The organism is Vibrio ouci, assembly GCF_004551525.1.
Classification (GTDB): Bacteria; Pseudomonadota; Gammaproteobacteria; order Enterobacterales; family Vibrionaceae; genus Vibrio; species Vibrio ouci.
The window spans coordinates 1-20,313 of sequence record NZ_SATR01000033.1; the positions used below are offsets into that span (position 1 = coordinate 1).

Genomic DNA, 20,313 nt, shown 5'->3' on the forward strand with positions numbered 1-20,313 from the left:
AGCTTGGCAAAGTGTTGTTGGCTATATCATCAGATATTACAGCCAAATCAGGCCGCACCAGTATAATGGTGGCCTGACTCCGAATGAGTCAGAAAGGCTTTACTGGAAAACTTACAAAACTGTGGCCAATTTTAGTTGACCACTACACTCTACCATCATTAGGGATTGTTCTTTAAATTTAAGAGAATTGAGAAGAGGTTTGTTTTTGTCTGGCATGATGTGATGTATCTGAGAAGGTGAGGTCACTTACCATCAAGTGCCCTAATTCATCTCACCGCTACAATAAAGTTTCGTTGAACCAGACTTTATTGCAAAGAAATGAGTAACCAAATCAACAAGCATCTGTTAACACGCGAACCAAGGGGCCTTCATTCTCTGGATTTTGATAACGTACTTGACAACCGTACTCAGTGCGGTCTCCATCAGTAGGAGCGCCGCTAAAGAAAATATATATTTGATTACGACTAGACTTTTTGTCGATGAAAAAAGGGGCTGCGTTAGGGTCAGTCTCAATGACGTTTTTCCCGACCGAATCGATGTTGAACCACACCTGTACTTGAGCATTGATTTGTTCAAAAGTATCGTTACCGTCCACCGATGGATAACCGTTTAAAAGCGGTACTGTTACTCCACCAATTGTAACTTCCCCGTCGCCAATATCTTGCCCTTCAATTACCGCCTGACTGTATAAAAGTGTTAATGCAGACTCCATTCCTGCTCCTACATTGAGCATAGTATTGGCTTTGGCATCCTTGTTCAAATTAAGAAATCGAGGCGCAGCAATTACGGCAATTACACCAAGTATGACGATAACTACTATAAGTTCTATCAGTGTAAATCCTTTATTTTGCTGTATACAGTATTCAGTTCCTGATACTAAAGGTGAAATTCTCATGATGTTTCCCCCCAAAAGAACTGATATGTATAAAATGACAGTTGGCAAAAAGTGTCGATTAATCAAATAGATTTTCGTAATTCAATTTAGAAAATTTCATTCAAGTGTAAAAAGCGAGACAAATAGTAGGAATTTGAAACCTTCTGCTAAGCAGAAGCGATTTTTGTCCAATTGCGCCATAAACACTAAACTTGCTTGAAGTGACACCGCGAGTTTTTGTGTGAGACCGACCAATGAAGGTTGTCTCTGCATCTCTGGACTTCATTCATTGTAGGTTCCTACCATATTATTCGAGATCAGATACCTTGCTCAAATCATGTGTTGCAGTTTACCCCTTCTGTTCTCTCCAGATAGATCTTCTCAAATTTATGGTCGCCGTTATCATCCCATGAGACCATTGTCCCAAACCCTATGTTTCGTTCAGAAAACTCCCAAAAAACAAAACTTCTTGAAGCGTTTGAGCTATCGACTTTAAACATCATGATTTGATCGCCTTCTTGTCTGGCGTATCCTTTTGTATTGGGGTCCCCTGCTAAATGCCATCGATAACGTTCGCCATTGGGATCAAAGGGAGAAGGGTACTTAGTGAAGCAAGCAGTCTTCTTTGGGGTTATCGTTTTTTGATCAGAAGAATTATCGTTGGTTTGGAAGGTCCATCGATTCCCTATCTTGGTCAGATCTGGAATAAATGGTGTCGCCGCCTGCACAGGAGTTGAGGTGAGTAAAATCCCAGTGCTTAGAAGAAGAGAGAATTCAACGGTTCTCATAGCCTATACCTTTGGTGTTAGATAGAGTGTGGATAAGAGTCATGCATCGCGGCAAGACAGCTTGCACTAGGGCTTGTTGGGACAGTCGTTGTTGCCCAATCGTTTGAGCTGTGCAGTCAGGTAACTGGGTGAGGCAATGCTGCCGTCTTTGCTAATCTTGAAGTTGGTAAAGTGACCAGCCCCCAAGCCTTCATTCGTGAATTCCCAGTTAACGCCGACATACCCTTTTCGGTATTTCTCATCCTCAAATGGGAAGAATGAAGCGTACATCACGACCACATCGCCTTTTTGAGCCGCCACTCCCCCATCATGGTCAAAGAAACTTGACCACCACTGATAATATTGAATAGATCCGACGGTGTTGGTTTTTTCAAAGCAAATGATTTGTTTTCCTCGCCTGACGACAGGCTCACCATCCTTATAGGTGGTCATTTTCCATTTTTTCCCACCAGTCACCAGATCTGGGGAGTATGGGGGAGCAGAATGGCCCGGAGAGGAGAATGAGGAAATTATGATCAATAATAACAAGCGAGAAAATTTTCGTGTACGCATAGGTGGTTGCTCAATGTTTGTTAGGCTCAGTGAAATTACTCACTCTTGCAGTTTCCGGCCCGGGAAAAATCGACGTTAAAAAAGTTGCCATTGCTAAGGTTGGCAGGAAAGAATGATGTCATATGCCCTAGCCCACGGTTTGCCTCCACCAACCACCAGTTCATTCCCACCGCATATAACTTGCCATTACCATACATAAAGATCTGGCTGCCTTTTTGAGCAGCATAGCCAGAAGAAGAGAACGTTTCACCCACCCAGCTGTAATACTGTACATTTCCGTCCTGAATATAGTTTGTGAAACAATAGTAAGCATAATGAGGATTGTTGCTGGCGGGCCATGCATCGTGGTTGCTGGTTAGTTTCCAGCGATTACCACCATCGGTCAGATTAGGAGTAAGCGCTGAACTCGCTACAGATGTTTGAATGAAGAAAGGCGCGATAGCTATGAGAGCAAGGTAACGATTCTTCATAGTTCACTTCCGATATCCGGGCTTTGTTCTGCTTTGCTCGATGTTGTGTTATCAGCGCAATTCCCGTCTCTTTTAAACAGCGCTTTTGAAAAGTGGTCCAACTGAGTATCATGAGGAAATCGCCACTCCACCCAGTGTCCGGCTCCGAGGTTTTTGTTGGACAATTCCCAACTGATTCTGCTGAATTTCGGACGCGCCCCCATATTTGCAAAGGCATACATAAAGACTTGGTCGCCTTCTTGAGCCGCATACCCTACAAGGACATCTGCACCGGATGAATGCCATTCATAGTTTTGATGAGAGCCTTCGACACGCGTTTTCTTAAAACAGACGATGTGATCTTTCCAACCATGGTTCTTGCCATCTTCCAAACTATACATCGAAACCTTCCAGCGGTTACCGATTGAGGTTAAGTCCGGATGATAAGGGGGGACACATAGGGCGGCGGGAGGAAATAACAGTGTTATACCCAGTATGGTTTGTAAACAAGGAGTTTTCATAAGAACTCACCTTATTGTCAACTAATCGAAAGAGTGCGTATCACTGCCTGCACTTCTTCACCTAGATTACCTTGTCTTGCTCGAACAGGACATTTATTAATCCTTATTAATACTTACGACTAATCGCCGAGTGCAGTCAGTTCAATCACCAACGAGAGGAGCCATGACAACCACGAAGAATGCGCTCTCCCACTCTGCTGAATTTTAACAAGACGCCCTGACCGGCGACAGCCAGACAATTCTCTTTACACCAACCTCAGCTCTGCGACGCGCGCCAGGGCCAGGCTGCAAAGAAAACACAACTGCCCGTCAACGAGAACTCGACCTTGTATGGCATGCTAGTTATCGAAGAGCAAGAGACGTTCATCTCGGGCGGTTATTCGTTGGGTGAAGCGAACTTTGAGAGAGATTCTTGGACCATCACCATTTTGGGGCTCATTTCCCCGTCATATGGTTCAAGGTGACTGAATGCTCCTGATAATTAAACATTATTAATGCCTCTTATAACGCAATTACTCGCTAAGTTTTGATGGTAAACCCAAGCACTCGGTACTAAGACGACAAGCGCACCAAGTGTGTTTATTCAATCAAGGAGACAAAGTATGACGACCATCAAACACTTCATTGTGACGGCAATGTTTCTGCTGACTGCCACAGGGGGAACGGCAGGAGAAGTTTCCTTCTCTTTGACCATCGACAAGCTGCGACTTCTCGGAGACGAGGTTAAGAGAGACAAACCATTACAACAACGAGATTTCGTAAACAGCCAGTTTGAGATCAACTAGTGTACCCCACGAAAAGTGGACACAATATAACTACTCACTTTATTGAATCCAAATATTGAATCCAAATATTGAATCCAAATATTGAATCCAAATATTGAATCCAAATATTGAATCCAAATATTGAATCCAAATATTCAATTCTGATATTCAATTCTGATATTCAATTCTGATATTCAATTCTGATATTCAATTCTGATATTCAATTCTGATATTCAATTCTGATATTCAATTCTGATATTCAGTAATACACGTATTGATATACGTTTATATGCTAGTGAGTTCCCCCTTCCCTTTTGGCTTGGGCGCATCTTTCTGAGGGAAGTGGGTGAAATTCGCGATAAATTATAAATAACATATTTGCAATGGTTCGACTGCATGCTGCATTTAGTTAGGCACAACTAAATGATAAATGAGAGCCTGCCATGAAGTTATGTATCACAAGGAACCGTAAACAAAGCTATCAATTTTATTCTATTTTCATTGTTTGTCTGTCGTTATTGGCAGGCCCTCGGGCTATCGCTGCTGACCGTTTAGCTGACATACAAACCTTAATTAAAGGAAATGGCGTTGAGGTTGCATCCATTGACCCTCATAAAGTACAGGGTGTCGCAGGATCAAATGTGATCCGAGATGTACTTGAAGGATTGGTGATCCAAGACCCTCTTGGAAATATTAAGCCTGGTGTAGCCAGTCACTGGTCCACCGAAGACAATAAAACATACACGTTTTACCTTAGACCTGATGCTAAATGGTCGAACGGAACGCCGGTAACCGCCGCTGATTTTGTTTTCAGTTTTCAGCGATTAGTTGATCCCAAAACTGCCTCACCCTACGCTTGGTTTCTTGAACTTGCGACCGTACAAAACGCGAAAGCGATTATCGCAGGGGAAAAAGCGCCAGACCAACTTGGCGTCACCGCGCTTGATGAACGAACATTACGAGTTGAGTTAGACGAAGCAACCCCACATTTCGTAATGATGGCCAGTCATAGCAGTCTTGTCGCAGTCCCTAAAGCGACCGTTCTGAAATACGACGATAAATGGATCAGACCACATAACTTCGTCGGAAACGGGGCATATACATTACTCACATGGATCATCAACGAACGTATTGACCTCAGACGAAACCCTCAATATTGGGATAACGACAAGACCACTATCAATCGTGTTTCCATTTTGCCGATAGATGATCCCGTTTCAGAAATGAACCGTTTTTTAGCTGGCGAGATAGACATAACATCGACGGTACCTTTAGAGCACTTTCAGAGGCTGACAGAACAGTATCCTGAGTCAGTCTCTGTTCAGGGGCTTCTATGCACAAACTACATGCGCTTTAATGCGTTGACCTCACCCTTCAATGATGTACGTATTCGTCGGGCTATTTCTTATGTCATTGACCGTGATGTACTGACTCAAAAAATATTAAAGCAAGGGCAGCGTTCGTCTTACAACCTCACACCAAATAACGTAGCAGGCTTCAAGCCATCACCACCTCAATACTCAACCTTATCTCAAGAAAAACGCATTGAGCTGGCCAAACAGTATTTGAAATCAGCAGGGTATGATATCAACAACCCTTTATCTGTTCGGTTATTGTTCCCTAACTCTAACAATCAAAAAAAACTGGCGGTTGCCATACAGTCTATGCTCAAAAAAGCGTTGGGCGTGAATGTGATCCTTGAAAATCAGGAGTGGAAAACTTATCTCAACAGCACAAATCAAGGTGAATTTGAGAGCAGTTTGATTGCGTGGTGTGGCGATTACAATGAAGCATCTACGTTTACCTCATTAATGGAGAGTAACAACACAGCCGGAGGGAGCCATTTTAAAAATCAGGACTATGACAAAATCGCTCAAATGGCGAGGCAGGCTGTCGAATCTGAGGTGAGAGCGCTACATTATCAAGAAATGGAAAATTTTCTGGCGGATGAAATGCCGATCGCCCCTCTTTATCAGTCAGTGCAAGTACAACTCGTGAGCCCCAACGTTGGCGGTTATTCTTCTGATAACCCTGAGAATAATGTCTACTCAAAAGATTTGTACATGATTGAACCCGAACCGATCAATTAATTGTCGTTGGCTTAGCCAATATAAGGAACAATCAGGCCCTGACATTCATGAGGCTTAATGTAGCCGCTGGACGCTAGAGACATGCGAGGTGTATATAATGGCGTTGAGATGGTGCGAAACAGTTTTATGAACGTTAGGGTTTTACTGTATTTCAAGACGCAGATAGCAGGTTATTCAATACACTGTCGTAGCAAGCTTGGGCGAGTGATTTTAACCTTGAGAAATGAACGAATAACATGGGCCCCCTACCGAGGCGAGGATCTGCCACACTGCAGCACTTGGCACAAAAGCCCAGAGCTTGAAGCTTTGGTTATTGAATTGAAGCAACACTATGCTTCTGATGAGTTATTTGCTATCGACAAACGAAGCATGACTCAAGTCGATAACCTGTCCTTTTTTATTCTGTACATCGATAAGCCAGATACGCCTGAGTACAAACTGCTTAAGGAATATTTATGGGGGGTACAGACATCATATATTGGTGGTATCAACCGACAAATTGACACCAATGTCGTGCCTTGGTTTTGCCCCAAAGGTGGGCACTTGCCTACTGTCAGTCATAATGCAGACAACCCTACTCAATTTATTGAAACTCTGATTTGGGAAACATTGGAAATTGATATACAACGTCGTCCAAATAACTTGCCCAAAGGAAAAGGCATGTTTAAACCGATGTCAGGACTTATCCAATATGGCTTACAAATAAAGTACCCTTGTTACGATAAAGTCCCTCAAGCGCACCGAATTGGGACCTGGGCTTACTAATCATTGAACTAACAGCCCCTGTTTACTGCGTGACACTTGTTGTGTCACGCAGTGATTTCTTTGCACACTTCACAACACCTGACTCATTAAAGCGTTGTGGTTTCGGCTTAAAGCCATAACCTCATCGATTAGCGTTAAGCCGTGTTGTTTGGCTTGTTGTTTAAGTTGCTGTTATTGAGGTGACTGAGTACGCAGTGCGTTGGCTAAATCCTGTTTTATTATTCTTTTTGCTAACGCGTGCTCGAAGCCTTGCTCTTGTTACCAAACGTTAGTGTTGAAGATCGAGTTGTAATGGATGTGGATATTCTGCGTGGTGATGTTTTTTGCTTTGGCGAGTTCGTAGATGAGGTCATTCAGTGATAAGTCAGATGGGGGAATTGGAGATGATAGTGGAAGTGTTTGATTGGTACTCATACTATCGAACGCACGAATAACGTTTAGGTGGAACTTAGGGCTAATCCACATGGCGTATGAGTAGACCAGTTCTTTGCATGCCCAGGTACCAGAATTGCAACCGCCACGCTTGGTGTTTAAGGCAAAGTGCGAATTTGCACTTTGGGAGTTTTCACCAAAGCAGGAATTCCTGCTTTGCTCTATTTCATTCATAGCTCTCACAATCTAAAGAGCTTAGATCGATCTCAAGTTCATTGATCCAGCTCATGCAGCGTATATTTGACTGCCGAAGTAGGCTTTATCCGGAGTGAGGTCATTGAGTCCTTGATGGTTACGTTCTTTATTATAAAACACCATGTCGTTGCCATTTTTCAATCTCGGCTTCACGAGGTGTCGTGTAAGCTTTGAAGTAAACCTCCTCATATTTCAGGCTACGCCATAATCGTTCGATAAAAACGTTGTCAACCCAGTAACCTTTTCCATCCATGCTGATCCTTATGCCATGGTCAGTTAACTTCTGTTTTCACCTTGCTAATTTTGATAGCTATTATCTTTTGTATTAAGAGAGGTGATTAATTGTACGTAAAAACAGCACATTATCTACCTCTACACTTTTTCTGGTTCGCAAAAGCTAGCACCTCAGAAAACATCACGAGTTTTCAAAATTTTGAACAACGTTAAATATTGGTTGTATTTGTTACACTTAAACATGATCTAGATCAATTTATCAGCGCATACATTTTGAAATGAAATAGCGCGTCGCAGAGCTGAGGTTGGTGTAAATAGAATTGTCTGGCTGTCGCCGGTCAGGGCGTCTTGTTAAAATTCAGCAGAGTGGGAGAGCGCATTCTTCTTGGTTGTCATGGCTCCTCTCGTTGGTGATTGAACTGACTGCACTCGGCGATTAGTCTTAAGTATTAATAAGGATTAATAAATATCCTGTTAGAGCAAAACAACGTAAGGTTGAGTATATGCTTTTCGAGCGTTATTAATTGCTATGCGCTCTCATGCATACCATGCTGTTTAATTAATTGATAAAAATAACAATGAACTTAACAAATAAAAATTTCCAAATAACTGAATCAGATATCAAAAAATTCCAACAAGATGGCTTTCTTCTTCTTAAAGGTGTTTTTTCCCAAGAGTTTATTAGTACTGTAAAAAAGAAAATCGATAATGATATTTCGGCACCAAGTGATAAATATCAGTCGGGCTTTAGTCGTATTGCTTTTGATTTATTTGAAGGTGACGAGACGATTGCTTCTTTGATGAATGACACTCAATTTAGAAAGGTAATGAAAAAACTATCTGGTAAAGAGTTGCTATATACACAAGGATTGGGGTTTGAGCTTAAGAAAAATGATAGTAAAGGTTTTCCTTGGCACATAGGAACGCAAAGTTTTGGGTATCAAAAAGCTGAAGATTTCGGTTGCACCATATGGACTCCACTTGTCCATATTAATAATAGTGCTCAACAAGGTGGAATGGCTTACGTTCCGAAATCAAAAGTATCTGGTGAGTTTCTGTACAACGATATCGATCCCGTTGTTTTTGAAATGACTCAGAAAAAAATAGAAAACAATTCAGAACTTTCTCTAGAAGAATTCGTGCACCTGCGCGATGGACCGTTAAATGATGCTGCAATGAAAAAGATTCTCGACTTTTTTGCAGTACAAGATGATTACGAACTTGGTGACGCATTGATCTTCGATAAGCATGTTATACACCGTAGTGTTTTCTTGAAAGATGGTCCGATTGACGCTCGTGCGGCGTTTGTAATGCGATTTGTATGTTCGGAATCCAAATATGATAAGAAACGAGCTTTAAACCTAGAAATCCCTAGAGAGCACTTTAAATATAAAGGACCGACTCGATTCCACTTAGATGTATGTCAAGAAGATGGTGAGTTGATAAAGAGCAGTATCTTATTCAAAAACGATATTGAAACAAGAACCTTAACAACTAACTAATCAAAGGTGCCAGCCAATCTTCATTGGCTGGCAGTTTAATATCGATGAATAAAATCATTTACTTGCCTATTACTTTCCTCGCTTTTTTACAAGGTGGGTTTTCACTTCTCTCATTGTACCTGTATCAATCTGGCATTGATCAAGAAACCATCTCAATGATGCTGCCTTTTCTGGGGATTGGCGGGTTACTTGGGGGGATTTGTGGTGGCGTTTCCAGTGACCATTCAAACCCAAAAAAAGTGCTTATGATAATGGCCATACCCTGGCTTTTTATCCCAATGCTAATTTCTCAAAGCAATATGTTTGTCCAAGTGTGTGCAATCTTTTTGATTGGAATGTCTTTGGCGGGGTGCCGATCTGTGATCTTGTACATCATTACATCCCAGAGGAATAAAGAGCACATCAACCACTCTTTATCGATTAGACGAATCATCATTAACTTATGTGTTGCGATCGGTAGCGGCATTATGGGTTTTATCCTTAGCCGGTCCAACGATTACTATGTCGCGTATATGGTATTTTTCGGCTTAGCGACGTTTGCTTCAATCGCGATTTACAAGATTGATATGAATAAACTGCATGTTTCTGATATTGTTGAGAATAGGAAGTCTAGAAGCCAATCTCTATACTTGCTTTCCATCATTTCTATTACATTGTCCCTTATTTGCTTTAGTTTTATTCCCGTTTACTACACGATTTATATCGTGAGTGAAAAACAGTTTCCAACTGATATTGCCGGTTACATCTTTACCTTTAGTGGCGTAATTATTGTACTATTTCAGGTAAAACTTAGTGTATTGACAAAGAATATAGATATCCACTATCGCGTAATAAGTGGTGTTCTATTCCTGTCCTTAGGCACATTCAGTGTGAAATATATCAGTGATTATACTGGGTTAGCTTTATCTGTTAGTGCATGGACATTAGGGGAGATGCTGTTATTTGTTCCTGCTGTTCAATTTATATTGGAATATACAACAAGCAAGAAAGGAAAAACGATTTCCGTTTATCAATCTTTATTTTCTGTATCTGATTTCATCGCCCCAATTTTAGGTGGTGCTGTTATTGCCTTTAGTTTCTCGTATATATGGGATATCTCTTTAGCGCTAGGTATCACTTCATCGGTGATCATATTAATAATAAAACAAAAGTGTGGAGTAAAAAATGAAAGTTATCAGTATTAACACAGCGAAACGTCACAACGCATTATCGGTAACATTTTTAAAAGAAAGAAAAATTGTGGTTTGTGTTAAAGATGCTGAGTTCGCCGAGTTAAGTGATGAGGTACTGGACCACGCCTATAAGGTAATTACCTTCAGTTCAGAAGAAGGATTGATGAGTAAACTGGTGACGCTAGAGTTTCTGAATCCTGATGATCGTGTTTTCTCGGCATCAGAAGACTTTATGTACTTAGCGGCGCAAATAAGAGAACACTTTGGTCTTGAAGGCATGACTGTGATTGAAACTGCATACTTTAGAGATAAGTGCTTAATGAAAGAAAAAGCCTTGGCTTCTGGTGTAAATGTGCCTCGATATGGGGCGTATCATTCGAACATTACGTTCTCTGATATTACACAACATGTTGGATTGCCTTTTGTTCTAAAACCGAAAGATTCGGCAGGGGCATTTGGTGTACATGTGATTAGAAGCCAGCACGATTATGACCATGTTATCAATACGTGCAATATCGGCTTGGGCTATGAGTACGAGACGTTTGTTGACGGTAAGTTGTACCACGTTGATCTGCTGATTAAAAATGGAGAAGTTTGTTTCCAAGCTGCTTGTGAATACTCTTTCCCAAATCTTGATTTTCAATTCGGTAAGCCTTGCCTTTCTTTGGTTCTGGAAGAAAGCCATGAGTTGTATGCACAACTGACGAATTTTGCGGCGTTTGCTGTGAAATCTCTTGGCTTAAAAAATGGCCCTTCTCACGTAGAAATCTTTGTGAAAGATAGCGGTGAGTTGGTTTTTCTTGAAGCAGCTTGCCGCACACCGGGCGCGATTATCGTTCCGATCTATCAGGCGCAATTTGATATGAATATGATTGAGATGGCTCTGGATATTGAATGCGGATTGGATATTGCAGAGATAGTGAAAAACGATTATTACTGCATGGGAGGCATTTTCCCAGTGAAACAAGGACGTGTAAACAAGATCAATAAGGTTGATTTACATTCTCAATTTGAGCTTAAACTCGGCTGTCAGGTTGGCGATTACTATGATGGTGTGGATAGCGTAAAAAACTTGTCGGGATCGATTGTAGTAAAAGGCAAAAACTACTCAGAAGTACTCGATGATTTTGAAGTATTGAAGGCTCTTTCTCTCGTTGAATAGCCTAGCTTTGCTTGAACTAGTATTATAAAGGGTACCGTAGTGCCCTTTTTAGTGTTTATTGGGTGTGGTCTGACAAGTGCGTTTTCAGGGAGTGATCAGATAGCACGAATACATCGACGGCCATTCTGCGGGCTTAGAGACGCTCAAGTCGTTGAGTCTAGCCTAGCTGACAAATATGTTTTCAAGTCTATAATGCAAGGGGATAATTTGTTGTGTTGCGGTGAGAAGCTAAAGACGTTGCGCAATTAGCAGATTTGCGTGATCTAGACTTCGACTTGGTTCTATTGGATGTTTTCGACTACTAATCAGCTGCTTTAGCTTACTTCTAAAGTATTAATGCCATATGTGACTCTCTCCGGTGCCTCAATTCCGACTCTAATTAGCGGCGTAATACTTCAAGTTATAGGTGTAAAATTAGATAACACGAAATTGTCCACATAAATGAGTTGTAAGTCATAGAACACCACCTGAAAGTGAGGATTTTTTCACTTTGCGTGACACCTCCTGCCTCACGCACTGTTTATTTTCTACCTACTCCACCCACACCACCTATTCCTCTTTTTATTACAAAGGAGCGTTTATGCACACGCCTACTCGTAAGAAAAGCAACCACTTTACCCGTGGCGGACAAGTCACCTTTCACGCCCTTACCATGTTTTTCCAAGTAAACAACAAACTGATCAAATTCATTGGCTGGGGCGTGGTGGACAATTCACGGTCATACACTTAAATCAGGTAAACAGGCTCGTGATTTAATGGCGAAAACGATACAAGAGCTTGGTAACCCTATCGCATCCCATCTTAAAGAGCAGGACTACTTAACCTATCGTGCGACACGTGTTCCTTACCGCGGTAAAGATAAAAGTATCGAAGTCTCCCCTACCACTCATAACCTTGAACTAGTTTACCTAAAAGGGATGTTCAAGAAGCTGATCAAATACAACCAGTGGAAGTTCCCTAATCCACTATAAGCAATTGAGCCGATAAAGACTGGAGAGAAAAACCTAGCTTACCTCACTAAGCCACAAATTGATGAATTTTTCACAAACCTTGCTAGTTTTAACCGTGTTATTAAAGTCTCAATTCCTCAACTTATTGTCATTGCAAAGATTTGCTTAGCGACGGGGGCTCGTATCAGCGCGGCTCTTACCCTAACTCGCTCACAAATCACCGAGTACAAGCTGACTTATACAGAAACAAAAGGGAAACGAAATCGCAGCGTCCCCATCTCTGAGGCTTTGTATAGGGAGATTCTCGACATCGCAGTGAGTGACCATGAAATCTTTAGTACAAGTTATAAAGATGCTTGGCGATACATTAAAAAAGCCCTGCCTGAACATGTACCAAACGGGCAAGCTACACATGTCTTACGTCATACATTCGCTTCGCACTTTATGATGAACAAAGGTGTTATTTTGGTTTTACAGCGTATCCTTGGCCACACCAAAATCGAACAAACTATGGCTTATGCTCATTTTTCCCCTGAGCATTTAATACAAGCTGTCCACCTCAACCCATTAGAGAATTAGTGGCGACAAAGTGGTGACATTCATCGTAATCGAGGGGTATTTAGCGTAAATAAACGTAAAAAAGGCGACAGTTTGACCTGTCGCCTTTCGATAATTATAGCCTAGATTCTCTTATTCCCAATCAAGGATAACTTTGCCAGACAGCCCGCTACGCATCGCGTCGAAGCCCGCTTGGAAGTCATCAACCTTAAAGTGGTGAGTGATGATTGGTGTTAGATCTAGGCCTGATTGAATCAATGAAGCCATCTTGTACCAAGTTTCGAACATCTCACGACCGTAGATACCCTTAATGACAAGACCTTTGAAGATCACTTGGTTCCAGTCGATACCCATGTCTGATGGTGGAATACCTAGTAGAGAGATCTTACCGCCGTGGTTCATATTAGTTAGCATGCTGTTGAACGCAAATGGCACACCTGACATTTCTAGACCTACGTCGAAGCCTTCAGTCATGCCTAGCTCAGACATTACGTCTTCAAGCTTCTCTTCCATCACGTTTACAGCGCGTGTAACGCCCATCTTCTTAGCAAGCTCTAGACGGTATTCGTTCACGTCAGTAATTACAACATGGCGCGCGCCAACGTGTTTAGCCACTGCTGCTGCCATGATACCGATTGGACCTGCACCAGTGATCAGCACGTCTTCACCCACTAGGTCGAAAGATAGCGCTGTGTGCACTGCGTTACCAAACGGGTCAAAGATAGACGCTAGATCGTCAGAGATCTCTGCAGGAATCTTAAATGCGTTGAACGCTGGGATCACAAGGTACTCTGAGAACGCACCAGTGCGGTTTACACCAACACCTGTTGTGTTACGACATAGGTGAGTACGGCCGCCACGACAGTTACGGCAGTGACCACATGTGATGTGACCTTCGCCTGATACGCGGTCGCCAATGTTAAAGCCACGAACTTCTTGGCCCATGCCAACAACTTCACCTACATACTCATGGCCAACAACCATAGGCACAGGAATAGTCTTTTGTGACCATTCGTCCCAGTTGTAGATGTGTACGTCTGTACCACAGATCGCCGTTTTCTTAATCTTTATTAGAAGGTCGTTGTGGCCAACTTCAGGTTTCTCAACCTCAGTCATCCAGATGCCTTCTTCAGGCTTTAGCTTAGAAAGAGCTTTAATTTTCATATTGTTACCTAATTCATCTCGCCCACCGTTCGGGCGAGAATCAATAATTTTGTGTTATCTATTTTCGTCTATTGCGAAAATTAGATGATGCCCATGTCTTTACCAACTGCGATGAATGCGTCGATCGCACGGTCTAGCTGCTCGCGTGAATGCGCTGCAGACATCTGAGTACGGATACGTGCTTGGCCTTTTGGTACTACTGGGAATGAGAAGCCCACAACGTAGATGCCTTTCTCAAGTGCGCGCTCAGCGAACTCTGCAGCTACTTTTGCATCACCCAGCATGATTGGAATGATTGCGTGGTCTGCACCACCCATCGTGAAGCCAGCGTCTTCCATACGTGTGCGGAAGTGTGCTGCGTTTTCCCATAGACGGTCACGAAGTTCGCCACTCTCTTTCAATAGATCAAGAACGCGGATTGAAGCGTTTACGATCGCAGGAGCAACGGAGTTAGAGAATAGGTACGGACGAGAACGCTGACGTAGCCAGTCAATCACTTCAGCTTTACCAGACGTGTAACCGCCTGATGCGCCGCCCATTGCTTTACCTAGCGTACCCGTGATGATATCGATACGGTCTACAACGTTGTGGAACTCGTGCGTACCAGCGCCAGTTTTACCCATAAAGCCAACTGCGTGCGAGTCATCAACCATTGTCAGTGCGCCGTACTTATCTGCTAGGTCACAGATAGCAGGAAGGTTTGCAACTACGCCGTCCATTGAGAACACACCGTCAGTCACGATAAGAATGTGGCGAGCGCCTGCTTCTTTCGCTGCGATAAGTTGCTGCTCTAGCTCTTCCATGTTGTTGTTCGAGTAACGGAAGCGCATTGCTTTACATAGACGTACACCGTCGATGATTGAAGCGTGGTTTAGTGCATCAGAGATGATTGCATCTTCTTTGCCTAAGATTGTTTCAAATAGGCCTGCATTCGCGTCGAAACACGATGTGTAAAGGATAGTATCTTCTTTACCTAGGAATGTTGAAAGCTTGTCTTCTAGCTCTTTGTGGATGTCTTGAGTACCACAGATGAAACGTACAGAAGCCATACCAAAGCCGTGCTGATCCATACCCGCTTTACCTGCTTCGATAAGCTCAGGGTGGTTCGCTAGACCAAGGTAGTTGTTTGCACAGAAGTTAAGTACTTCTTCACCTGTTGAGATCTTAACAGCGGCTTGCTGCTGAGAAGTAATTACGCGCTCAGACTTATAAAGGCCTTCCGCCTTTACTTCTTCGATTTGTTGTTGGATCTGATTGTAGAATGCAGAAGACATTGCAAATTCCTTCCTAGTTATTATTGGCAAGTCGTGTCACTTGCTTCCCGTCTTCAGCCTTGTTTTACCAAACAAGTTCTGAAGAGCAAAATCTAATGTCTTAAGTGTAATTCAAGCACGTAATTTTCATTATCCCACCGAGTGGAAAAACATTAGTGAACACCAGGCACAAATAAGAGCGTTTAATGACCAAGGTCACAGGTTACTGCTTATAAGGTTGTTATTATTGATGTTTGAATGAGGTAAGCTTAGGAGTTGTTACTTGCAGGAAAAACCTAAGGGCGACCAAACTTTCCATGGCGCGCCCGTCAAAGGCTAGTCATATTGAGGAAATTAGATTTTACTCGCGATTTTCGAGCATCAATGTCATTACAGAAAATGCGAAGACACCCAGTGCGGTAAATAAGATGTTTTCAAGCATGGACCAAAGATCGAGTAACGTAGTGGCTTGCTGCATAAGTCATCTCCTTTGACTATTACGACCCTTTCAACATATCGTACAGTGCTGTCATAAACTGCGATCGCAATCTCAACATAACATTATTAACAAACAATTAACCACAACGGATTATGAAAAATACCAAACTCATTGCCCTACTTCCTGATCTTGCCAGCTTCATCCTTATTGTCGATGAAGGCAGCTTTACCGCGGCGGCGAAGCAGTTGAACGTAACGCCTTCTGCGTTGAGTAAACTGGTCACTCGGCTAGAGTCATCACTGTCGGTCAAACTGTTTGAACGTACTACGCGTAAACTGATTATCACTCGCGCGGGCCAGCAAGTTTACGACCAAGCAATGGTAATGCTAAATGCGGCCAAACAAGCGGTTGAGCTTTCAACATCGGCCCATGAAGAGATGTCTGGTGCACTGACCGTCGCAGCGCCAGAAGCCTTTCTAAACTCTGTATTACAGCCCCACGTTGTGCCGTTCTTACGACAACACCCTGATATTCAGCTTAAGCTTCGTGTTGCAGACGGTGAGATTGATCTTATTCGTGATGGCATTGATGTGGCGTTCAAACTGACTGATAAACCGGATGAAAACTTGGTTCTTAAGGAAGTCAGTAAAACTAACCTAGTACTTTGCGCGAGTCCTGATTACATCGCTCAAAGAGGCATGCCCGAACACCCAACAGAGTTAGAGCAGCACGATTGTTTGTATCTGGCGGAAAACGATCGTGACCATATTTGGGACTTCTTCAAGGACGACGAGTACCACTCAGTTTCGGTATCAGGTCGTTACGCGGTTAACCACTCCCAGATGCGTTTAACTGGTGTAAAAAATGCGCTAGGAATTGGGATCTTTCATGACTTTGTGATTGCTGATGCCATCGCACAAAAGCAAGTGGTGCCTGTTTTATCAGATTGGACAATCAAGAGTAATTATCATGGTGCAATTGCGATGCAATACCCACAGACCAAGTATATGCCGGCTAGACTGCGTGGGTTTATTGATTACATCACTGAGCAACTTAGAAACCAGTAGCCCGAAAGACAATAACCAAAAGCAGCAATACAAAACAAAAAAGCCCAGAGCATTCACTCTGGGCTTTATATTTGGAAACTAGGTATTGATTAAAGCAGGATAAAGATACCCGCTAAACACGCACTCATCAGGTTAGCTAATGTACCCGCTAGTACCGCTTTGATACCTAGGTTAGCCACTTCCGAACGACGCTCTGGAGCAATAACACCGATAGAGCCAAGCTGGATAGCAATCGAACCGATGTTAGCAAAACCACACAGTGCGAACGTTACGATAACTTGAGTGTGCTCAGATAGCAGCGCTTTGTGCTCAACAAAGTCGATGAAAGCAACGAACTCGTTCATTACGATCTTCTGACCGATGTATGAACCAGCCATTAGGACTTCATTTGAAGGAACACCAATCAGCCAAGCTAAAGGTGAGAATAGGTAACCGAATAGCGCTTGCAGTGTAATACCGCTAAAGCCTGCCACTTCACCTAGGCTTTCTAGGCCAGTGTTAACCATTGCGATAACACTCACGAAAGCAATAAGCATAGTACCTACTGCAACCGCGACTTTCATACCGTTCATCGCACCACTTGCAAGTGCATCAATTACGTTGCTTTCTTGCGCTTGATCCATCTCGATATCCGATTGATCAACTGGTGTGTCGCGCTCAGGTACGATGATTTTAGCCATCATCAAACTACCTGGTGCCGCCATGAAGCTTGCAGCGATTAAGTACTTAAGCTCAACGCCTAAACCCGCATAGCCACCAAGTACACTACCCGCTACCGATGCCATACCACCAGCCATTACAGCAAACAGTTCAGAACGAGTCATTCGAGAAAGGAAAGGACGAACAAGAAGTGGAGATTCACCCTGTGAAAGGAAGATGTTACCTGTCGCAACTAACGACTCTGCTTTACTGGTACCTAAGAATTTTTGGATGCCGCCACCGATAAACTCGATAACTTTTTGCATGATGCCTAAGTAGTAAAGGGCAGAAATAAGGGCACTGAAGAAAATGATAATAGGAAGGACGCGAACCGCAAAAATGAAGCCAGTGCTAGCTAAATCACCAAACAGGAATTTAATCCCTTCATCGGCGAAGCCCAATAGACTCGAAACACCACCACTTAAGGATGTTAAAGCCGCTTGGCCTAAAGGAAAATACAAGACTAACGCGGCAAAGCCTACTTGAAGCATTAAAGCGCGCGACACTGTTTTCCAGTTAATTGATTTTCGACTTTCTGATAGCAACACTGCACAAAGCAGCAGAGATGCCACACCGATTAAGCCAAATAACACATTCATTTAAAATTACCTCTACAAGCATTGAATAGATAGCTGGTCCTGTCCATGGGGTCATTCACCATTCCGTGTGACGGCTTGTATTGGTAGAGCGATTACTCTCAACCGGGCGGAAAGTATAGCGCCGCAAGTGAGATATTCATCACATATTTTCACGCAAACGTTCAAGCGTTCATATTTCAATCAACATGACTAAATCTAGTTCTCTGTTTAACGCCATCTTGACAAATTGAATGGCGAAATTTGCTCGAAGTTTTGTTGAATCGGCATCACACTTTTCAAGCGATTGAGAAAAAATATTAATTATTTACTGGCTAAGTTATCAATAGCTTCTAATTTTAAGGAATGAGATTTACGACAAGAATAAGTTCTCTAGCAACGTCATAGGCTAACCTAGCAAGCACAACAATAAAGTTTCCCCGCCCGATTGCGGGGCTTTTTTTGCCTTTTTAAAGCGCTTCTTTACTAGCAATCTGCCTGTGAGCCGTTAGAATACCTGCCCTACTCATCATCTCTGAGAAAAACAATGCAACGCGATTACACTTATCAATCTCTCTCTGTAATGTCTCGAGATGAACTCGAAGAGCTTAGCCTTCGTATGGTTCATCGACTTGTTCCTGAAGAGTCCATGACGGAGCTTTTTACTTTCGAGCAAAGTGAAACTGAAAACGAAGATAAGCTGCAAGAAGCGCAGTTTGATGCCATGCTTCGAATGAATGCGATTGCGCTCAGCGAGCTTCCTGCCCTGTTCAGTGAATCAGAGAACAAAGAGCAAAACATTCTGCGCATGCAGCGTCTATTACTGTGGCACTTTTATACGGTCTCTTTCCACCTTGAGCGTGCGATTCCCCTTGAGACCCACTGTAACCACGTCGAGGTTCTCCTTAAGCAGAGCCCACAAAATGCGCTTGAATGGGTGACTACTTTGACCGACCTACTTCGCCAGTACGCGCAAATCGCTCAATCTTAATCATTGCCAATGCCAATCACTTCTGCGATTGGCATTTTACTTTCTGTTCATCAATCAACTTAGTTATTGACCAAGCGAATCAATCCTCGCCATACTTATCTTTAAGTTTTCTATTGTTGTATTTCCATTGCGTTCAATTGCTCTCCCACTCTTATTTGTAAGCGTTACTTGTTTGGCTGAAGATGAAGTCGATTACTCTTCGTGCCACAGCCAGCCCGACTCAGCACAAATCCTTGATACCGCTTTTAACTACGTTAATAGTCGCGTTTGTCAGCCTGCAATATGGTTTGATAACTTCTTTGTCGATGAACGTATTGATGAAGATGCCAATGCGGGTAGCGTGATTCGCTGGCGAAACGATTTTTCTTATGTTGAGGGTGAAGGCTACCAATATAAGACCCGCTTAAAAGCGCGCTTTTACTTACCTAAAGTGACCAAGCGACTAAAACTGGTCATTGAGTCAGATGATGAAGATGACCTGTTTGGCCTATTCCCAAATAACAGCGACGATGCCGAAAATGTCTTCGCGCTGCGATACGACTGGCTCAACAGCGAGCGAACCAGTCTTAACTTCAAGCTAACCGCTCACCCTGGTGCAGAGGCACGTTTCCGCTACACCTATCCGATCTCCGAAGATCTGCTGCTGCGCGCAACGCAGAAAGTGTATCAAAAGAAAAAGCTTACTGGTGAATCCACAGAGCTCGACCTTGATTACTCAATTAGCCCTGAGTTTCTACTTCGATGGAGCAACTTCGCCACCTATGAAGATGATATTAAAGGTTGGGAGCTAGGCTCAGGCCTTACCCTCTACCAACATATCTCAGACCAGCAAGCACTTAGCTATCAATTAAGTACAACTGGCACTAATCGTCCGTACCATTATATTTCCAACACGCACATGTCAGTCACCTATCGTCAAAACATTCTGCGCCCTTGGTTCTTTTACGAGTTAATACCTGAATACAATTGGTCTAAAGATCCTGACACCGAGCGCGAAGGTGAATTCAAAGCCACGCTTCGGCTAGAGATCTTATTCCACAACATTTAGTCCCAGCCATACAAACAAAAGAACCCCACCAATTGGTGGGGTTCTGCGTATTCATACTATAAGCTAAAG

The 20,313-nt window shown here is 42.8% G+C and carries 21 protein-coding genes and 2 pseudogenes; 13 read left to right on the forward strand and 10 right to left on the reverse strand.

Going from position 1 to position 20,313, the window contains the following annotated elements; all coding sequences use genetic code 11:
- Positions 1 to 139: pseudogene (locus ELS82_RS18095) on the forward strand (IS3 family transposase); the annotation flags it as partial.
- Between the two features lie 192 nt (positions 140 to 331).
- On the opposite strand, the gene ELS82_RS18100 reads toward ELS82_RS18095, so the two are convergent.
- The 5 genes from ELS82_RS18100 to ELS82_RS18120 all read right to left on the reverse strand — a co-directional run bounded on the left by ELS82_RS18100 (position 332) and on the right by ELS82_RS18120 (position 3,184).
- Entirely contained in the window at positions 332 to 856 is a 525-nt protein-coding gene (locus ELS82_RS18100) for a prepilin-type N-terminal cleavage/methylation domain-containing protein (protein ID WP_134836760.1), read from the reverse strand.
- Between the two features lie 353 nt (positions 857 to 1,209).
- A complete protein-coding gene (locus tag ELS82_RS18105) occupies positions 1,210 to 1,662 on the reverse strand; it encodes a hypothetical protein (protein ID WP_134836724.1) in 453 nt (150 codons plus the stop codon).
- Positions 1,663 to 1,728: 66 nt separating this feature from the next.
- Positions 1,729 to 2,094 (reverse strand): hypothetical protein, encoded by a 366-nt coding sequence (locus ELS82_RS18110; RefSeq protein WP_134836725.1) that lies wholly within the window; start codon positions 2,092 to 2,094, stop codon positions 1,729 to 1,731.
- 155 nt (positions 2,095 to 2,249) lie between these two features.
- On the reverse strand, positions 2,250 to 2,684 hold the full coding sequence (locus tag ELS82_RS18115) for a hypothetical protein (protein WP_134836726.1): 435 nt from the start codon (positions 2,682 to 2,684) through the stop codon (positions 2,250 to 2,252).
- Positions 2,681 to 3,184, reverse strand: a complete 504-nt coding sequence (locus tag ELS82_RS18120; protein WP_134836727.1) for a hypothetical protein — start codon at positions 3,182 to 3,184, stop codon at positions 2,681 to 2,683. Before ELS82_RS18120 ends, ELS82_RS18115 begins: the two co-directional genes overlap by 4 nt.
- A gap of 602 nt (positions 3,185 to 3,786) precedes the next feature.
- Between ELS82_RS18120 and ELS82_RS18125 the strand changes: the two genes are divergently transcribed.
- The 3 genes from ELS82_RS18125 to ELS82_RS18135 all read left to right on the forward strand — a co-directional run bounded on the left by ELS82_RS18125 (position 3,787) and on the right by ELS82_RS18135 (position 6,803).
- Positions 3,787 to 3,969, forward strand: coding sequence for a hypothetical protein (locus tag ELS82_RS18125; protein WP_134836728.1), 183 nt, complete (start codon positions 3,787 to 3,789; stop codon positions 3,967 to 3,969).
- A 422-nt stretch (positions 3,970 to 4,391) separates the two neighbouring features.
- Positions 4,392 to 6,038 (forward strand): ABC transporter substrate-binding protein, encoded by a 1,647-nt coding sequence (locus ELS82_RS18130; RefSeq protein WP_134836729.1) that lies wholly within the window; start codon positions 4,392 to 4,394, stop codon positions 6,036 to 6,038.
- Positions 6,039 to 6,356: 318 nt separating this feature from the next.
- Positions 6,357 to 6,803 carry a hypothetical protein gene (locus tag ELS82_RS18135; protein ID WP_134836730.1) on the forward strand — a complete coding sequence of 149 codons (447 nt, stop codon included), beginning with the start codon at positions 6,357 to 6,359 and terminating at the stop codon, positions 6,801 to 6,803.
- A 258-nt stretch (positions 6,804 to 7,061) separates the two neighbouring features.
- Here ELS82_RS18135 and ELS82_RS27490 read toward each other — a convergent pair whose 3' ends face one another.
- Together ELS82_RS27490 and ELS82_RS18145 are read right to left on the reverse strand one after the other, a co-directional pair.
- A complete protein-coding gene (locus ELS82_RS27490; protein ID WP_369333524.1) occupies positions 7,062 to 7,409 on the reverse strand; it encodes a KilA-N domain-containing protein in 348 nt (115 codons plus the stop codon).
- 51 nt (positions 7,410 to 7,460) lie between these two features.
- Positions 7,461 to 7,698, reverse strand: a pseudogene (locus tag ELS82_RS18145) (integrase core domain-containing protein); the annotation flags it as partial.
- 544 nt (positions 7,699 to 8,242) lie between these two features.
- Between ELS82_RS18145 and ELS82_RS26955 the strand changes: the two are divergent.
- The 6 genes from ELS82_RS26955 to ELS82_RS27910 all read left to right on the forward strand — a co-directional run bounded on the left by ELS82_RS26955 (position 8,243) and on the right by ELS82_RS27910 (position 13,029).
- Positions 8,243 to 9,166, forward strand: a complete 924-nt coding sequence (locus ELS82_RS26955; RefSeq protein ID WP_244230815.1) for a phytanoyl-CoA dioxygenase family protein — start codon at positions 8,243 to 8,245, stop codon at positions 9,164 to 9,166.
- Between the two features lie 44 nt (positions 9,167 to 9,210).
- Positions 9,211 to 10,350 (forward strand): MFS transporter, encoded by a 1,140-nt coding sequence (locus tag ELS82_RS18165; protein WP_244230816.1) that lies wholly within the window; start codon positions 9,211 to 9,213, stop codon positions 10,348 to 10,350.
- A complete protein-coding gene (locus ELS82_RS18170; protein ID WP_134836732.1) occupies positions 10,331 to 11,500 on the forward strand; it encodes an ATP-grasp domain-containing protein in 1,170 nt (389 codons plus the stop codon). Before ELS82_RS18165 ends, ELS82_RS18170 begins: the two co-directional genes overlap by 20 nt.
- A 580-nt stretch (positions 11,501 to 12,080) precedes the next feature.
- Positions 12,081 to 12,230 (forward strand): hypothetical protein, encoded by a 150-nt coding sequence (locus ELS82_RS26380; RefSeq protein WP_167489383.1) that lies wholly within the window; start codon positions 12,081 to 12,083, stop codon positions 12,228 to 12,230.
- A complete protein-coding gene (locus ELS82_RS27905) occupies positions 12,190 to 12,471 on the forward strand; it encodes a phage integrase (protein ID WP_440870482.1) in 282 nt (93 codons plus the stop codon). The genes ELS82_RS26380 and ELS82_RS27905 overlap by 41 nt, the downstream gene beginning before the upstream one ends.
- A gap of 99 nt (positions 12,472 to 12,570) precedes the next feature.
- Positions 12,571 to 13,029 carry a tyrosine-type recombinase/integrase gene (locus ELS82_RS27910; RefSeq protein WP_244230818.1) on the forward strand — a complete coding sequence of 153 codons (459 nt, stop codon included), beginning with the start codon at positions 12,571 to 12,573 and terminating at the stop codon, positions 13,027 to 13,029.
- 111 nt (positions 13,030 to 13,140) lie between these two features.
- On the opposite strand, the gene tdh is transcribed toward ELS82_RS27910, so the two are convergent.
- Positions 13,141 to 14,172 carry an L-threonine 3-dehydrogenase gene (tdh, locus tag ELS82_RS18180; RefSeq protein ID WP_134836733.1) on the reverse strand — a complete coding sequence of 344 codons (1,032 nt, stop codon included), beginning with the start codon at positions 14,170 to 14,172 and terminating at the stop codon, positions 13,141 to 13,143.
- An 80-nt stretch (positions 14,173 to 14,252) separates the two neighbouring features.
- Entirely contained in the window at positions 14,253 to 15,446 is a 1,194-nt protein-coding gene (locus ELS82_RS18185; RefSeq protein ID WP_134836734.1) for a glycine C-acetyltransferase, read from the reverse strand.
- Positions 15,447 to 16,016: 570 nt separating this feature from the next.
- Between ELS82_RS18185 and ELS82_RS18190 the strand changes: the two genes are divergently transcribed.
- A complete protein-coding gene (locus ELS82_RS18190) occupies positions 16,017 to 16,931 on the forward strand; it encodes a LysR family transcriptional regulator (RefSeq protein ID WP_134836735.1) in 915 nt (304 codons plus the stop codon).
- 89 nt (positions 16,932 to 17,020) lie between these two features.
- On the opposite strand, the gene ELS82_RS18195 is transcribed toward ELS82_RS18190, so the two are convergent.
- Positions 17,021 to 18,229, reverse strand: coding sequence for a NupC/NupG family nucleoside CNT transporter (locus ELS82_RS18195; RefSeq protein ID WP_053439208.1), 1,209 nt, complete (start codon positions 18,227 to 18,229; stop codon positions 17,021 to 17,023).
- 523 nt (positions 18,230 to 18,752) lie between these two features.
- Between ELS82_RS18195 and ELS82_RS18200 the strand changes: the two genes are divergently transcribed.
- Positions 18,753 to 19,196, forward strand: coding sequence for an exoribonuclease R (locus tag ELS82_RS18200; RefSeq protein ID WP_134836736.1), 444 nt, complete (start codon positions 18,753 to 18,755; stop codon positions 19,194 to 19,196).
- A 172-nt stretch (positions 19,197 to 19,368) separates the two neighbouring features.
- Entirely contained in the window at positions 19,369 to 20,244 is an 876-nt protein-coding gene (locus ELS82_RS18205; RefSeq protein WP_134836737.1) for a hypothetical protein, read from the forward strand.
- The last annotated feature ends 69 nt before the right edge of the window (positions 20,245 to 20,313 follow it).

Coding starts and splice junctions, on each gene's coding strand:
- ELS82_RS18120 (WP_134836727.1), bottom strand. CDS start 3,184: ATGAAAACTCCTTGTTTACAAACCATACTGGGTATAACACTGTTATTT.
- ELS82_RS18195 (WP_053439208.1), bottom strand. CDS start 18,229: ATGAATGTGTTATTTGGCTTAATCGGTGTGGCATCTCTGCTGCTTTGT.
- ELS82_RS18165 (WP_244230816.1), top strand. CDS start 9,211: ATGAATAAAATCATTTACTTGCCTATTACTTTCCTCGCTTTTTTACAA.
- ELS82_RS18200 (WP_134836736.1), top strand. CDS start 18,753: ATGCAACGCGATTACACTTATCAATCTCTCTCTGTAATGTCTCGAGAT.
- ELS82_RS18105 (WP_134836724.1), bottom strand. CDS start 1,662: ATGAGAACCGTTGAATTCTCTCTTCTTCTAAGCACTGGGATTTTACTC.
- ELS82_RS27490 (WP_369333524.1), bottom strand. CDS start 7,409: ATGAATGAAATAGAGCAAAGCAGGAATTCCTGCTTTGGTGAAAACTCC.
- ELS82_RS18125 (WP_134836728.1), top strand. CDS start 3,787: ATGACGACCATCAAACACTTCATTGTGACGGCAATGTTTCTGCTGACT.
- ELS82_RS18190 (WP_134836735.1), top strand. CDS start 16,017: ATGAAAAATACCAAACTCATTGCCCTACTTCCTGATCTTGCCAGCTTC.
- ELS82_RS26955 (WP_244230815.1), top strand. CDS start 8,243: ATGAACTTAACAAATAAAAATTTCCAAATAACTGAATCAGATATCAAA.
- ELS82_RS26380 (WP_167489383.1), top strand. CDS start 12,081: ATGCACACGCCTACTCGTAAGAAAAGCAACCACTTTACCCGTGGCGGA.
- tdh (WP_134836733.1), bottom strand. CDS start 14,172: ATGAAAATTAAAGCTCTTTCTAAGCTAAAGCCTGAAGAAGGCATCTGG.
- ELS82_RS18110 (WP_134836725.1), bottom strand. CDS start 2,094: ATGACCACCTATAAGGATGGTGAGCCTGTCGTCAGGCGAGGAAAACAA.
- ELS82_RS18115 (WP_134836726.1), bottom strand. CDS start 2,684: ATGAAGAATCGTTACCTTGCTCTCATAGCTATCGCGCCTTTCTTCATT.
- ELS82_RS18130 (WP_134836729.1), top strand. CDS start 4,392: ATGAAGTTATGTATCACAAGGAACCGTAAACAAAGCTATCAATTTTAT.
- ELS82_RS18185 (WP_134836734.1), bottom strand. CDS start 15,446: ATGTCTTCTGCATTCTACAATCAGATCCAACAACAAATCGAAGAAGTA.
- ELS82_RS18170 (WP_134836732.1), top strand. CDS start 10,331: ATGAAAGTTATCAGTATTAACACAGCGAAACGTCACAACGCATTATCG.